Source organism: Janthinobacterium sp. BJB446, assembly GCF_002735655.1.
Classification (GTDB): Bacteria; Pseudomonadota; Gammaproteobacteria; order Burkholderiales; family Burkholderiaceae_D; genus Janthinobacterium; species Janthinobacterium lividum.
The window spans coordinates 1,495,725-1,510,617 of record NZ_PDZK01000001.1; the positions used below are offsets into that span (position 1 = coordinate 1,495,725).

Genomic DNA, 14,893 nt, shown 5'->3' on the forward strand with positions numbered 1-14,893 from the left:
ATTAACCTGGGACGGCGGCGGCTACAGGGACGGCTGGGATCAGATGCGTTGGGTCTGACCCCGTTGCAACCTGGCGCAGGAACGCTTCGAACATCAGCAGCGCCCACAGGGGCGCGCTGTAGTCGCGCCGTCCGCTCGCGTGCTGCTCCAGCAGCAGGCGCACGTAGTCCATGTCGAACAGGCCGCATTGCGTCAGGGTGGGACCGAGCAGCCGTTGGTGCAGGCGCTGGCGCAACGGGCCGCGCAGCCAGTCGGCCAGCGGCACGGAAAAGCCCATCTTCTGGCGGTACAGCAGGGCGTCGGGCAGCAGCGGGCGCAGGGCTTTTTTCAGCAGGTACTTGCCTTCGCCGCGCCGCAGCTTGAACTGCGGCGGCAAGCCGGACATCCACGCCACCAGTTCATGGTCGAGCAGGGGCGAGCGCACTTCCAGCGCATGCGCCATGCTGGCCCGGTCGACTTTCGTCAGGATGTCTCCGGGCAGGTAGGTTTTCAAGTCCAGGTACTGCACCTGCGACAGCGGATCCTGCGCGGGACTGGCCAGCGCGTGGCGGCGCAGCACTTCCACGGCGCGGTAGCCGTGCAGGCCGCGCCGCAGCTCGGGGCTGAACAGGCGCGCGCGCATGGCATCGCCCAGCAGGCTGACGCCGTGAAAATACGCATCCGTCGTGTCGCGCGCCAGGCCTTCGAAGGTGGTCTTGGCGCGCAGGAAGCGGGGCGCCCAGTCGGCCTTCGGGTACCACCGCCCCAGGGTGCCGAACAGCGACTGGCGCAAGCCGGCCGGCAGCAGCGGGTCCATCGCCTTGCGCACTTTTTCCTCGCGCGTGTGCAGGCGGTAGCGGCGGTAGCCGGCCAGGCTTTCATCGCCGCCATCGCCCGACAGGGCCACCGTGACCCGCTGGCGCGCCAGCTGGCAGACGCGGTAGGTGGGCATGGCGGAACTGTCGGCGAACGGTTCGTCGTACAAATTGGCCAGCAGGTCGATCAGCTCGAAGTCGTCCTGCTCGACCTGGCGCGCGTGGTGCGCCGTGGCGTAGCGGCGCGCCACCAGGTCGGCGTAGCGCGCTTCGTTGTACGCCGGGTCGCCGAACGAGATGGAACAGGTGTTGACGGGCGTGGCGCTGGCCCCGGCCATCAGCGCCACCACGGCGCTCGAATCGACGCCGCCGGACAGGAAGGCCCCCAGCGGTACTTCGGCCACCATGCGGATGCGCACGGCTTCGCGCAGGCGCGCCAGCAATTCGTCGGCGGCCTGCGCCTCGCTGGCGGGCGGATTCGGCGTGAACGGGATGTCCCAGTACGATTGCGGTTCGGGCAGCGGCTGGCCGGCGCGAATCGACAGCGTATGCCCGGGCGGCAGCTTGCGCGCGTGCCGGAAGATGCTGCGCGGTTCGGGCACGTAGCCGTACGCGAAATACTCTTCCACGGCCAGCGGGTCGAGCGCGCGCGGCATGGCCGGATGCGCGAGCAGGGCTTTCAGTTCGGAGCCGAACAGCAGGGTGCCGTCCTGCGCCTCGCCGTAGTACAGGGGTTTGACGCCCAGGCGGTCGCGCGCCAGGAACAGCAGGTGGCGGCGGCGGTCCCACAGGGCGAAGGCGAACATGCCGCGCAGGCGCTGCACGCATTGCTCGCCCCATTGCTCCCAGGCGTGGACGATGACTTCCGTGTCGCTGCTGGTGCGGAAGGGGTGGCCGAACTGGCGCAGTTCCGCCATCAGGCTGCGATAGTTATAGATTTCGCCATTGAAGACGATGGCGATGCTGCGGTCGGCGTTGAACAGCGGCTGCTGGCCGCTGGCCAGGTCGATCACGGACAGGCGCCGGTGCGCCAGACCCAGTCCCGGCTCGCGGTGCAAGCCCCCTTCGTCCGGCCCCCGGTGGCGCAGGCTGTGGTTCATGCGCGCCAGCAGCAGCACGTCGATGTCGCGCTGGCCCTGCAAATCAAAGATGCCGCTGATGCCGCACATGGGAGGCCTTTCAGGGAATGGTGGATAGGGGGGAGGGCTGGCGCGCGCCCGTCAGGCGGTCGTACACGGCCAGGTAGGCGCCGGCCATGGCCGGCAGGCTGTGCTCGGCCAGCACCTGGCGCCGCCCGCGCGCGCCATGGCGCGGGCCCAGTTCGGGCATGCTGTAATAGTCGAGCATGGCGTCGGCCAGCATCTCGGGCGACCCGGGCGGCACCAGGGTGCCGCTCCAGCCCGACTGCACCAGTTCCGCATTGCCGCCCACTTGCGTGGCGACGACGGGCAGCCCCGTCGCCATCGCTTCGAGGATGGTGTTCGAGCTGCCTTCGGCCAGAGATGGCAGCACGAACAGGTCCATGGCGCGCAGCAGCTGCGCCACGTCGTCGCGCGCGCCGGGCAGCCAGGCAAGATGGGCCACGCCGGCCTGCTGCAGCAGATCCAGGCAAGCCTGGCGGCACGGTCCGTCGCCGACGATGATCAGGCGCAGGCGCGCGCGGGCGCCCGGCTGCGCCAGCAACAGCATGAAGGCGTGCACCAGCGAGGCGTGATCCTTGACGGCCGCCATGCGGCCCACGCTGCCGATGACGAAGGCGCCATTGCACAGGAAGCCGGGCGGACCCACGGCGGCCGGGGGGCCCAGACGCGGATGGAATTGCACGCTGTCGACGCCATTGCCGATGTGCGACACCTGCGCGGGCGCCGCGCCGATGGCATCGACCAGCCATTGCCCCAGGTCGGCGCTGACGGCGATGAAGTGCTGCACCAGCGGCAGCATGCATTTGCGCAGCAGCCGGTATTTGCGGCGGGTGCCGTGCAAGTCGCTCATGTCGCGCCCGTGTTCGCCATGCACGCGCAGGCGAACGCCGGCCAGGCAGGCCAGCAATTGCGCTTCGAGGCAGCCCAGGTTGCGCGTGTGCACGAGTGCCGGGTGCAGCTGTTTCAGCACGCGGTACAGGTGCAGGTAATGGCGCCAGTCCTTGCCTTCGCGCTTGTCCAGGCTGATGACGTCGACCCCGGGGGTGGTCAGGCGCTGGCGAAACGCGGTGGCATTCTTCATGCAGACGATGGCGTGCCGGTAGCGTTCCGGCGGTAGATGGTTGATCAGGTTGACGAGGCCGTTTTCCAGCCCGCCCACGTCGAGCTGGTGGATCACGTGCACGATCAGGGGGGCGGCGCTGGCCGCCTGCGTGCCGCCGCTAACGAGGTCAAGGGCCATGCGGCAACTCCTGCAAGCGTTGTTCGATGACGGGCAGGGCTGCCCGCAAGAAGGCTTGCAGGTGCGCGCGCGGTGGCGGCGCCAGCTCGTCGTAGACGGCAAAGACGATGATGTCGGCGCCATCCTGGCGCCTGCCCAGCAGCTTGGCTTGCGCCAGCAGCAGTTTTACCAGCACCGGCCTGGCCGTCATCATGCCGCCCTGGCGGTACACGCGCCACACCAGCAGGCGCTCGCCGCCGTGGGCCAGCACGCTTTCGCGCACGCCCATGGAGCCGCTGGCCAGGTTGACGTGCTGCACGCGCCGCGCCAATGGCGTCCAGCGCGCGCCGTATGGCGAGGATAGATGCGTCAGCAGTTCGGCATCGCGCGCCTGGCGCGCATACCAGTGCAGTTGCAGCCCCACGGGCGCGTCGTCGCCGTCCTGGCGCGCATACGTGGCGGCAAACAGCGCGGGCGCGCCCGCATATGGCGCCTGCCACGGCGCTGCCGCAGCGTGCAGGCGGCGCCAGGCGGGCGGATCGGGCAAGGCCAGCACGATGGCGGGCAGCCTGGCATTGTCGTCGCGGTGGCTGGCCAGCGCCAATGCCGGCCACAGGGCCGCCAGCAGCAGGCAGGCGATGCTGGCGCGCACGGCGGCGCGCGGGCTGGCCGCAGCGATGTTGGTGCCGGGCCGGGCGGGCGGCACGGCGCGCGCCAGCGGCAATTCGCGCCAGCGCGCGGCCAGCCAGAACAGCAGCAACGCCACCAGGCCGAAGAACAGCCAGCCATAGATCAGGTGGTCGACGCCCACGGCCAGGCGCATGTTGCTCAGGTGGCCCAGCATCACGATCAGGTAGGCGCGCACGCCATTGGCGAGGATGGGCACGAGCAGCGCGGCGGCCATGACGGCCAGGCGCCGCCGCGTGCTGCGGAAGTTGACATGCGCGAACAGGGCGCCCAGGGCCAGCGCGGCGATCAGGTAGCGCAAGCCGCTGCACGCTTCCACCACTGACCAGTTCCCTGTGGGCAATGAAAAACTGCTGCCGTCGCGAAACACAGGCACGCCCGTCCATTGCAGCGCGGTGACGGTAAAGGCGGCCGTGAAGTCGATCAGGGGATCGAGGAAAACTTCGCCAAACGGCACGGCGAGGAACAGATACGCGAGTGGAAACGCCAGCAGGCGCACGGCCGGCCAGCCGAGGATGGCCAGCACGCAGGCAGGCAGCATGGCGGTGGCCGCATACTGTTCCACCACGGGCACGTTGGCGGCGTCCGCCAGCAGCCAGGCCAGGCCCAGCGCGCCCAGCAACAGCAAGCCCTGCCGCGACGGCTGGGGCGCCAGCGCGGCCAGGCGGGCGCGCTGGCGCCAGGCCAGCCAGCAACTGATGGGCACGATCAGGAAGCCGTGCGCGAAGGTTTGCGAGCGGGACCACAGTTCCACCATCGACCAGAAGGTGGCGTGGTACAGCAGCACGACTGCGGCCAGGGCCAGCAGCAGGAGCATCAGCGCTTGCTGCCGGTCCTGGCCGTGCGGCCAGACGGCAGCATCCGGCAAGCGGGCCAGCTGGTCGAGTTGCAGACTCATGTGGATGGCTCCCGCACGGGCAGCAAAGGCGCGGCGGCGCCGCTGGCAGGCGTATCCGTACCGGCCTCGGCCGATACACCCAGCATGGCACCCAGGCCGCGCAGGTTGCGTTCCCAGTCGTAATCCTGTAGCACCAGCTGGCGGGCCGCCGCGCCGATGGCCGCGCCGCTGCCTTCGGCCGCGCCATCCTGGGCATGGCGCAGCACGCGCGCGGCATGGTGGATGAATTCGGCATCGTCGCGCGCCAGCAGCAGTTCCAGGCCCGGCTGGGCGGCGATGCCTTCGAGCGCCTGCGGCGTGGCCAGTACGATCTTGCCCATCGCCATCGCTTCCAGTACCTTGTTTTGCACGCCGCGGGCGATGCGCAGGGGGGCCACGGCCAAGGCTGCGCCGGCCAGGTAGGGCCGGATGTCGGGCACCTTGCCCGTCACCACCACGCCAGCTACCTTCGCCAGCGCCGTCACGGCGGGCACGGGCGCGCTGCCGACGATATAGAACTGCAACTGGGGGAACTGGCGCCGCAGGGCGGGCCAGACGTGGCGCACGAACCATTGCACGGCGTCGACGTTCGGCCAGTAATCCATGGCGCCCGTAAACACCAGCGCCTGCACCCCCGGTGGATACACGCCAGTCTGGGCCGGCATGGGCGTGAAATACGCCGTGTCGACACCGTTATTGACGTATCCAGTCTTGCGCCGCGCCATCGGTGCGCACTGGCGGAACAGGGCCGCTTCGGCCGCCGAGACGAAGCTGGCGGCGGTGAATTGCTGGGCGATATGGCGCTCGTACTGCAGCAGCAGATGCGCTTCGCGCCGGTACAGCTGCGACATGGGCCAGGGCTTGCTGTCGCCGTACTGGCGCCATTTGTCGGAATCGACATCGACGAAATCGATCACGCGGTGCAGGGCGCGGCCCGCGCTGCCGTCGATGTATTGCGCCATGGGCCCGGAAAAGGCCAGCGCGTGGCGCACCTTGCCGTCCGACAGCAAGCCATCGACCCATTGCAGCAGGCGCGCATCGCGGTAGTACTGCACGCTCATGGCCTGACGCGACAGCAGCGCCTGCATGGCGCGCCAGCGGGCGGTGCCGCGCCGTAAGGCGATGAAGCGCGTGCTCGCGCACAGGGCGGCCACGGTTTTCGCATGCTGCCAGTCGTCTTCATCGTCGATGAAGCAGCCCAGGTGCACGCGAAAATGCCGGCTCAGGTATTGCAGCATGTGCCACGAACGTATCTTGTCGCCCTTATTGGGCGGATACGGCAGGCGGTGGGCGAGGAATAAGAGTTCACGCATGGCGGGTCCCGTCGCTTAGCCCAGTTGCCGCACGATGTGCGGCCCCAGCAGGTTGGCCAGCGGTAGCGGCAGGCGGCGCCAGGCGCGGATGAACAGCGCGTATTTCGGATTCAGGGGATTGACGTCCGGCAAGGACTTCGCGCGCACGAGCTTGTAGGCATACGACAGCGGCTGCGGCGTAAAACCCCAGTTCTTCTTGAAATCGTATGCTCCGGTGCCCAGCTTGCTGCGGCCGAAATCGAACAGGCGGTAGCCACGCGCGCTGGCGCGGCGCATCGCCTCCCAGTACATGAAGTCGTTGGCGCCCGTGCTGCGCGCCAGCACGCTGCCGCCGCCATAATAGGGCAACACTTCATCGCGGAAATAGAACAGCAGCACGCTGGCTTGCGCCTGCTGGCCGTGGTACACGGTGAGGACTTCGCAATCGCTGCCAAACACCGTGCGCAGCAGGGCAAAATGGCGGCGCGCGAAGACGGGCGTGCCCAGCCGGTGCACGCTGGCCGCGTAGACCGGGTAGAAATGGTTGAGGTCATAGTCGATGGCGCTGTGCAGCCCGCCCGTCATGGCCTTGCGCACGACGGCGCGCTGCTTGCGGGGAATGGCCAGCAGGTTCTGTTCCGCGTCGGCATGCAGGGGGCGGCGGAAGGTCGCGTACAAGGGTTTTTGCAGCCAGGAAGAGTCCGCATTTTCCGACGCGTTTTGCTCCACTTCGCGCCAGCGGTATTCCAGTTGCCCCACGCCGAGGCGCCGGGCCAGCGCCTGCGCGGCGCTGTCGAGGGCCCGGCGCACGGCCGCGCTGCCGCCGGCGATGCCGCCGTACACGCAAAACGGCAGCGAGACGAGCGAGGAGCCGAACAAACGGCTGCGCAGATGGGCCAGCGGCAGCACGGCGGCGATGCGCCCGTCCTTTTCCGCGTACAAAAAATAGCTGTCGTGGTTAAACCCTTGCTGCATGATGGTTTGCCAGCCGGCGCGGTGAAAGAAGGTCGCTTCCGGGCACGTGTCGACAAAGGCATCCCAGCGCCCATGTTCGTGCCCCTGCAGGGAGCGCACGGCGATGGCGGTGCTGGACTGTACCGGGTCGGGGGCAAGGCTGGCCTCGTGCATCATGTGCTTTCCAGAAAAATACGGTCCATGCGGTCCCAGGCGAAATCGCGCGTCAGGCGTTCCAGCCGCGCTTCCATGCGCCCCAGGTTCAGGTAGTGGCGAAAGCGCGTCCTGGCACTCAGGCCCGTCGGGCGCGGCTGGCCGGGATCGAGTTCCCAAGGATGAAAATAGAATATGCCAGCTTGCCCGTCGCGCGAATTGATGCGTCGCAAAAGCCAGCGCGACAGTGCATATGGCATCAATCGAAAGTAGCCGCCGCCGCCGGCCGGCAGGTTGCGCCCGCGCAGGCGCACGGTGCTGACGGGCAGTTCCAGCATGCCGTGCGGCCCGCGCGGGCGCCAGGCGAAGCGGGGAGCATCGGGCATGCCGTAATGGTCGTGGCGGATCGGGTAGATGCTGGAACTGTAGCGGTAGCCCGCTGCCTGCAGCACATCGAAAGCCCACAGGTTGGCCGCGCCGATGGAAAAGCTGGGCGCCCGGTAGCCATGCACGGCCAGCCCCGTCAATTGCTCGAGGATAGTCTTGCTGTGGCGCACATCCTCGGCAAACTGCGCGGCCGACTGGTCGCAGGCGCGCAGGTGCGCATAGCCGTGGCTGGCCACTTCATGCCCGGCGGCGGCCACGCGGCGCAGCATGGCCGGATAGCGCTCGGCGATCCAGCCCAGGGTAAAAAAGGTGGCGTGGATGCGCCGCGCGTCCAGCAACTGCAGGATGCGCTCGATATTCGCCTCGACCCGGCATTCCATGTGGGGCCAGTCGGCGCGCGCGATGTGCGGTGCAAAGGCGGATACCTGGAAATAGTCTTCCACGTCGATGGTCAGCGCATTGCGCAGCATCGCCGGCGGCGTCATGGCGGCCCCCGGCGCGCCGCCAGCCAGGGCGCGATAACGGCGGCGATGCGCTCGGCCGCGTGGCCATCCCACAGGGGCGGAATGCGGCCCCGCTTGCCGCCCGTGTCCAGGATGCCTTGCGCCAGCGCCAGGATGGCGGCCGGCTGCGTGCCTGCCAGGGTGTTCGTGCCATCGCTGACGGTGACGGGCCGCTCCGTGCTGTCGCGCAGGGTCAGGCAGGGCACGCCCAGGGCCGTGCTTTCTTCCTGGATGCCGCCCGAATCCGTCAGCACCAGGCGCGCCTCCTGCATCAGGCCCAGCATTTCCAGGTAGCCCAGCGGCGGCAGGCAGATGATGGCCTGCCGCGCCAGCAGTGGCTCCAGGCCCGCCAGACGCAAGCCGGCCAGGGTGCGCGGGTGGATGGGGAACAGCAGCGGCAGCCGGGTTGACAGTTGCCCCAGCGCCTGCAGCAACGCTTCCAGTTGCCGCGGCTCATCCACGTTCGACGGCCGGTGCAGGGTCAGCAGGCCATACGCGGGCGGGCAGGCGTGGCCGTGGGCGCGCAGGGTGGCGGCGGGCTTGACTGCGCGCGGCAATTGCTGCCGCAGGCTGTCGATCATGACGTTGCCCGCAAAATGGATGCGTTCGGGGGCGATGCCTTCGCGCAGCAGGTTGGCGCGCGCGCCTTCCTCGCTGGTCAGCAGCAGGCTTGATAACTGGTCCGTCAGCACGCGGTTGATTTCCTCGGGCATGCGCCGGTCGCCGCTGCGCAGGCCCGCCTCGACGTGGATCACGGGCGTGCCGCGCTTGGCCGCCACCAGCGCGCACGCCAGGGTGGAATTGACGTCGCCCACCACCAGCACGGCATGGGGCGCCAGCGACGGCTGCGCATCGAGCACGGCATCGAAGCGGCGCATGATCTCGGCCGTCTGCTGCGCGTGGTTGCCGGAGCCGACGTCGAGGCTGATGTCGGGCGGACGCAGGTCCAGGTCGATAAACAGCTGCCCATTCATGGCCGTGTCGTAGTGCTGGCCCGTATGCAGCAAGGTCACGCGCACGGCAGGCGCCTGGCGGGCCAGGGCCGCCAGGATGGGCGCCATCTTCATCAGGTTGGGGCGCGCGGCCACCACGCACAGCAGGTGCGCCGGCGCGGCGGACACAAGAGACGGGTCGGACATGCTGCGGCCTCCTTAGAAATGCATGGTGAGCGTGGCGCTGACGCCGTTTTCGCGGTAGTCGCCGCCGTGGTTGCTGGCGTGCCGCGTGTGCCGCACGTCGATGCTGGCCGTCATGTCCGGCTGCAGGATGCGCGTGTAGCCGGCCGTCAGGGTGATGTTGTTGTCGCGCCGGGGCACGCTCAGCGAGCGCACGCTGGCGTAGCCGGCATTGACATTCACGCTGGTGCGCGAGCTGGCTTGCCAGCTCCAGCCCACGTTGCCGCCGATCTGGCGCGTGCGGTCTTCGCTGCCGAACTCCACGCCGGGCAGCAAGCCGCTGTCGATGCCGCTGGCCGTTTGCGCCGTGCGGTCGACGGCCGTGACGCCAGCGATCATCGTGCTTTTCGCCGTGGCGCGCGCCATCGTCAGCTTCAGCTGTTTTTGCAGGAAATAGCGGTGGCTGAAGTAATTGATGGCGCCCCGTTCCGGCCCCAGGCTGTTGGCATAGCGCAGGAAGGCATCGATGCGCAAGCGCCGGTCGCGTGCGTTGGGAAAGATGCCGCGCCACAATTGATCGAGCAGCCGGCCTGCGTCGCGGTCGCCCAGGCGCGAAAATTGCGTGGGCATGGTGGTGATGTTTTCGCTGTAATTGAGTTGCCAGTTGGTATGGCGCTGCAGGAAAGTGGCGTCCAGGCTGTAGGTGTGGCCAAAGAAGCGCTTGCCCGTGCTGAAGGCCACGCTGGTGCGCGGCGACGGCGTCCACACGCCGCCCAGCGACCAGAAGCGGCCTGCCGGCGCCTTGCCGGTGTTTGACAGATAGCCTTCCTTTTCCATGCCGCCGCTGGCCGTGGCCGCCCATTTGCTGCTGAACGGATAGCGCAGGCCCACGCTGCTGCGCTGCATGCGCACGGGGGCCAGCTTGCTGTCCTGCGTGCGGCGCACGTCGTGGCTGGCGTTCCAGGTCCAGCCGTTGGCGCGCGGCTCGCCGCTGAGCAGTAACTCCATTTCATCGCTGTGCACGGACAGCAGTGCGCCGCCACTGTCGACCGTGTTGCGCGTGTAGCGCAGCTCGGCCGTCGCCAGGCCGCGGAAACGGTGGCGCAGGTAGGGGCTGATGCCGGTGGTGCGCACGGTGCTGGCATTGTCCGTGCCGGGCAGGTCGTCGATCAATTGCGGGCCGAACGGCGAGATGTTGCGCCGGCTCACGCTGGCGTTCGCATCGATGAAGAACCAGTCCTTGATCAGCTCGGCGTCCGCCGAGGCGGCCAGTTCGTGGTTGTCCGTATCGGCACGTTGTCCGGACAGGTATTTGTGCCAGCTGTAATCGAGGTGCACGCGCAGGCGGGGACCCGTGCCGATAAGGGCGATGGCGGGTGCGATCTCCGTGATGAAGTCCGATTGCGTCTGGCCGGGCGGTGCGCGCAAGACGTTGTCCGTATAGCTTTCGCGCAGGCGCAGCGACGGTTTCACCAGCCAGTCGACGGCGCCGGCCGGCAGGGGCAGCAGCAGGGATAGCAAGGGCAGCAGCAGCGGGGGCGGTAGCGGTAGCGAAACCCCGCGGCTAGTCGTAATGGCCATAGCCGTAGTAGTCGTTGCCGGGGAACGATTTGGTCTTGTTGTAGATCAAATGAATGTGTTCGCACGACTCGATCTGGCGCAGCGCCTCCTTGACGGCGTGCTGGGTCGTCGTTTCCGCCTCGACCACCATCACCACTTGTCCCATCTGCCCCACCAGCGCGTGCGCCTCGCTGGTGATCAGCAGGGGCGGCGAGTCGAAGACGACGATGCGGTCTCCATAGCGGCTGGCGATCTCGGCCAGCAACCGGCTCATGGCGCGGCTGGCCAGCAATTCCGTCGCGTGCTTGTTGCTGCGCCCGGCTGGCAGGATGCTCAGGTTGGCAACGTTGGTTTTCAGGATCACGTCGGCCATCGCCAGTTGCGGGTCGAGCAGCACGTCCATCAATCCCGGTTCCGGCGCCAGGCCCAGCACTTTCAGCACGGACGGGCGCGCCACGTCGGCATCGACCAGCAGCACCGTGATATCCATTTCCATGGCGATGCTCATGGCCAGGTTGATGGCGCAATACGTCTTGCCTTCGCCCGGCATGGCGCTGGTGACGACGATCAGGTTGCCGTGGCGGATGGCCTCGGCGCCGCTGGCGCGCGCCTGGCGCAGCAGCGGGCGCTTGATGATGCGGAAATCCTCGGCCACCGAGCTGCGCCCGCCATCGTGCGTGAGCATGCCTTGCTCGGCCAGCCGGGCCAGGTTCAGGGGACGGTACTGGGGCGACCGGGCCGTGTCCGCGCCTTCCCCGCCCTCGACGCCATACGGCACGCCGGCCTCGGCCACGCCCAGGATCGTGGGTTCCTGCTTGCCGCTGTCCTTGCTGCTCATCGTCGCTCCCCTGGATCTAGAATTTCAGCAGCGCGGCCGTCATGACCCCGCCGTACAGCACGAACAGGCTGCCCAGGCAGGCGCCAAAGCCATAGCGGGCGCGGCGGCGGCGCACCTGCTGCAGCGCCGTCCAGTTCATCGATACCGTGCCCAGCACGTTCAAGCCCGTGGCATCGCGCAGTTCGGCGGGACTGAGGAAGGTAGGGCGCACCTGGCTGATCAGGAGGGCCGTGGCGACGCCGGCCACCAGGGCCGCGCCCAGCGCCGCGCTGAACAGCAGCGGACGGTTCGGGCCGACGGGCGCATATTGCACCGTGGGCGGGTCGATGATCTTGAAGGCCATCATCTCGGTGGTGGAACTGAGTTCGCCCGACAGCTTGGCCGCTTCGCGCCGGCCGATCAGCTTTTCATAGTTTTCCTTGTTGATGATGTAGTCGCGGTTGAGCTGCGCCAGCTGCGACTCCACCTCGGGCACGGCATTGCTCTGCGCCAGCAAGCGCTCATTGCGCGCGCTGTATTCCTGCACGCGGGCCTTGATGGCGGCCACCTTGGCATCCGCGTCCGTCAACGCCACCTTCAGCTGCTGCAGCATGGGGCTGTAGTTCTTGCCCGGGTCGCCGGCCGCCGTTTTCAGCTTGCTTTCCTCGATCTTGCGTTCTTCCAGCTGGGCCACCAGGCGCTTCGAGGCGATGATGTCGGGATGCAATTCCGTAAATTGCATGCGCAGGCTGTCGAGGTTCTTGTTGATCGACGCGATGCGCTCGTCGAGTTCGGGATTCGTGATGGCCGAAGCGTTCGGCTCCAGGTCGAGCACGGGCTCGTCGCCCTCGATCTGGCTCTGGATGGCCTTGCGCGATTGTTCCGCCTCGACCAGTTCCAGCTTGGCATTGTTCAGGCTATCGGACGACATCAGCAGCTGGCTGCCATAATCGATGCCCTGGCGCGGCAGCAGCAGGTTGTTGCGGATCTTGAATTCCTTCACCAGGTTTTCCGCCGCGCTCAGCTTGTCCTCGTAATTCTTGATCTGCTCGTCGATGAATTGCACCGCCTTCTGCGTATCCCCTTTCTTTCCCTGGAAACTGCCTTCGACAAAGATGGTCAGCAGGCTTTGCACCACATCGCGCACCAGCTTCGGGTCGCGCCCGCTGTAGCTGATGGTGTAGATGTCATACGCGTTGGTGCCGGTGATCTTGATGCGGCTCATCAAGTCGTCGAGCTGGGCCTCGTGCTCGCGCACGGTCTTCGAATCCAGGTCGAGGTCGACCATGCGCATGACGCGCTCCACGTTCGGCCGGCTGAGCAGGGTGCGGCTCATGATGGCCACCTGCTGTTCCGTGTTCGGCACGCTGGTCATGCCGGCCATCAGCGGCTTGAGGATGGTTTGCGTATCGACAAACACGCGCGCCGACGTCTGGAAGTCGTCGGGCAGGGTGATCACCCTGATGAAGCCGGCGATGGCCACCAGCCACGCCACCAGCACCGCATGCCAGCGGTACTTCCAGATACCTTTCAGGCTGGAAAGCAGTTGCTGTATCAATTCTTCCATGTCGCTTCCTTCAGGTGACGGTGCTGCACGGTAGATGGGGTGGCGGCGCGGACAACGACGGCATCTTGCGAGAAATGCTTGCCTGTTGGGTAAGCAAAGTATAGGGCGGCTGTGAGGCAAGATTTCCCAAGATGATTGCTTCTTGATACGCCTCAAGGTTCTCTTGCCAAGTTTTAATAATCATAGGAAGTTCGCGGCCCAGGCTGGTTCTGCGGGGCCGGCCATGGATGCGTCATCGACTCGAAGAGGCTCCGCATGAATCCGTTTCGCCGTGCATTTGTCTGCAACACGCTGGTTCTGGCGGGCGCTGCCAGCCTGCTCGGTGCCTGCCGCACGCGCCATCCGCTGACACCGACCGACGACAGCGCGCCCATGCACGATTACCTGATCGGACCGGGCGACTCCGTCAACATCATCGTCTGGCGCAATCCGGAAGTGTCGCTGACGGTGGCCGTGCGGCCGGACGGCAAGATCACCACGCCGCTGGTCGAGGATTTGCCCGCCAGCGGCAAGACCTCGACCCAGCTCGCGCGCGACATCGAGCAAGCGTTGAGCAAGTTCATCCAGCAGCCCGTGGTGACGGTCATCGTCACCAATTTTTCGGGCCCGTATGGCGAGCAGATCCGCGTCATCGGCGAGGCGGCCAAGCCGCAGGCGCTGCCATACCGGCTGGGCATGTCGTTGATGGACGTGCTCATCGCCGTGGGTGGCATTACCGATTTTGCGGCCGGCAACAAGGCCAGCATCATCCGCATGCGCGAAGGCAACCAGCAGCAGTTGCGCGTGCGCCTCGATGATCTATTGAAAGAAGGCGATATTTCCGCCAACGTCATGATGCGGCCGGGCGACGTGCTGCTGATACCGGAAAGCTTCTTTTAATAGCAAGCTCGACAATATCAAAACAGCATTTTTGTTTGTCATTTTGTACTTGCGGGCAAATTTCAGCATGCAATTTTGCTATTGAATAGCACATTTCTTCTGTTTTTTTAGCTGGATGTGGGAACTTCTCCAGTTTTTATCTTGTCACAAGGCATTGGCTTCAGTCCGTCTCGACGGCGGCCGATGAACGTGAGGACAAGATGAGCTTTGAAGATGAACCCATTATTTCCTTCGACACGCCAGGTACCTTCAGTGACCTGGTGGTGGGCGAGGGGCAGATCGACCCTGCCATGGAGCATGAGCTCGACCTGCAGCGCTTTCATATCCGCATGGCCAATTCGCGCGGCCGGCGCGAGGCGGCCAGTTTGCTGATCCGCAAGATGTACGGCTGGCGCGGCTATGCCGTCGATCCCGGCATCGCGCATGCCCTGAATAAAATCACGCTGTTTGCGGAAACGGCCGGCAGCACCGTCGGCACCATGACCCTGTGCCTCGACAATGACGAGACAGGCCTGCCCGCCGATGAAAACTTCCGCGACAAGCTCGACGTGCTGCGCGAAGAGGGCCGGCGCCTGTGCGAACCGTCGCGCCTGGCCATCGACAAGGGCGTGAGCAAGCGCGTGTTTGCGGCGTTGATTCATATTTCTTATATCTATGCCCATAATATTCACGGCTTTACGGATTACGTGATCGAAGTCAACCCGCGCCATGTGGTGTTCTACAAGCGCATGCTCGGTTTCAAGGACTTCGGCGGCGAGCGCGAGTGCACGCGCGTGGGGGCGCCGGCCGTGCTGCTACGGCTGGACCTCGATTACATGGGGGCCCAGATCCGCAAATACGGTGGCCTGATGGAACAGCATGGGGGTGAACGGTCGTTTTACCCCTTTTTTTTTCCGACATGGGATGAGCCTGGCATCACCGACCGGCTGAGGCAGGGGCGCAACTGA

General features: G+C 66.5%; 12 protein-coding genes. 2 read left to right on the top strand and 10 right to left on the bottom strand.

The window, feature by feature from the left end; translation table 11 throughout:
- Position 1: 1 nt before the first annotated feature.
- The 10 genes from CSQ92_RS06555 to CSQ92_RS06600 are packed head-to-tail and all read right to left on the bottom strand — an operon-like array spanning position 2 to position 13,067.
- Complete coding sequence (locus CSQ92_RS06555) at positions 2-1,963, bottom strand: XrtA/PEP-CTERM system amidotransferase (RefSeq protein ID WP_099393594.1); 1,962 nt, start codon at positions 1,961-1,963, stop codon at positions 2-4.
- A 10-nt stretch (positions 1,964-1,973) separates the two neighbouring features.
- The gene (locus CSQ92_RS06560; RefSeq protein ID WP_099393595.1) at positions 1,974-3,176 is read right to left on the bottom strand and encodes a TIGR03088 family PEP-CTERM/XrtA system glycosyltransferase; all 1,203 of its coding nucleotides are present in this window, start codon (positions 3,174-3,176) and stop codon (positions 1,974-1,976) included.
- The gene (gene xrtA / locus CSQ92_RS06565) at positions 3,166-4,740 is read right to left on the bottom strand and encodes an exosortase A (RefSeq protein ID WP_099393596.1); all 1,575 of its coding nucleotides are present in this window, start codon (positions 4,738-4,740) and stop codon (positions 3,166-3,168) included. Before xrtA ends, CSQ92_RS06560 begins: the two co-directional genes overlap by 11 nt.
- Positions 4,737-6,032 carry a TIGR03087 family PEP-CTERM/XrtA system glycosyltransferase gene (locus tag CSQ92_RS06570; protein WP_257219137.1) on the bottom strand — a complete coding sequence of 432 codons (1,296 nt, stop codon included), beginning with the start codon at positions 6,030-6,032 and terminating at the stop codon, positions 4,737-4,739. Before CSQ92_RS06570 ends, xrtA begins: the two co-directional genes overlap by 4 nt.
- 15 nt (positions 6,033-6,047) lie before the next feature.
- Positions 6,048-7,139 (bottom strand): FemAB family XrtA/PEP-CTERM system-associated protein, encoded by a 1,092-nt coding sequence (locus CSQ92_RS06575; protein ID WP_099394605.1) that lies wholly within the window; start codon positions 7,137-7,139, stop codon positions 6,048-6,050.
- The gene (locus CSQ92_RS06580; protein WP_099393597.1) at positions 7,139-7,990 is read right to left on the bottom strand and encodes an XrtA system polysaccharide deacetylase; all 852 of its coding nucleotides are present in this window, start codon (positions 7,988-7,990) and stop codon (positions 7,139-7,141) included. Before CSQ92_RS06580 ends, CSQ92_RS06575 begins: the two co-directional genes overlap by 1 nt.
- Entirely contained in the window at positions 7,987-9,147 is a 1,161-nt protein-coding gene (gene wecB / locus CSQ92_RS06585) for a non-hydrolyzing UDP-N-acetylglucosamine 2-epimerase (RefSeq protein WP_099393598.1), read from the bottom strand. The genes CSQ92_RS06580 and wecB overlap by 4 nt, the downstream gene beginning before the upstream one ends.
- Positions 9,148-9,159: 12 nt before the next feature.
- Complete coding sequence (locus tag CSQ92_RS06590) at positions 9,160-10,704, bottom strand: TIGR03016 family PEP-CTERM system-associated outer membrane protein (protein ID WP_099393599.1); 1,545 nt, start codon at positions 10,702-10,704, stop codon at positions 9,160-9,162.
- Positions 10,688-11,521 carry an XrtA-associated tyrosine autokinase gene (locus CSQ92_RS06595; RefSeq protein WP_099393600.1) on the bottom strand — a complete coding sequence of 278 codons (834 nt, stop codon included), beginning with the start codon at positions 11,519-11,521 and terminating at the stop codon, positions 10,688-10,690. Before CSQ92_RS06595 ends, CSQ92_RS06590 begins: the two co-directional genes overlap by 17 nt.
- Positions 11,522-11,537: 16 nt before the next feature.
- Positions 11,538-13,067 carry an XrtA system polysaccharide chain length determinant gene (locus CSQ92_RS06600; protein WP_099393601.1) on the bottom strand — a complete coding sequence of 510 codons (1,530 nt, stop codon included), beginning with the start codon at positions 13,065-13,067 and terminating at the stop codon, positions 11,538-11,540.
- 255 nt (positions 13,068-13,322) lie between these two features.
- On the opposite strand from CSQ92_RS06600, the gene CSQ92_RS06605 reads away from it, so the two are divergent.
- A complete protein-coding gene (locus CSQ92_RS06605) occupies positions 13,323-13,946 on the top strand; it encodes an XrtA/PEP-CTERM system exopolysaccharide export protein (protein ID WP_099393602.1) in 624 nt (207 codons plus the stop codon).
- Between the two features lie 200 nt (positions 13,947-14,146).
- Entirely contained in the window at positions 14,147-14,893 is a 747-nt protein-coding gene (locus CSQ92_RS06610) for an N-acyl amino acid synthase FeeM domain-containing protein (RefSeq protein WP_070254398.1), read from the top strand.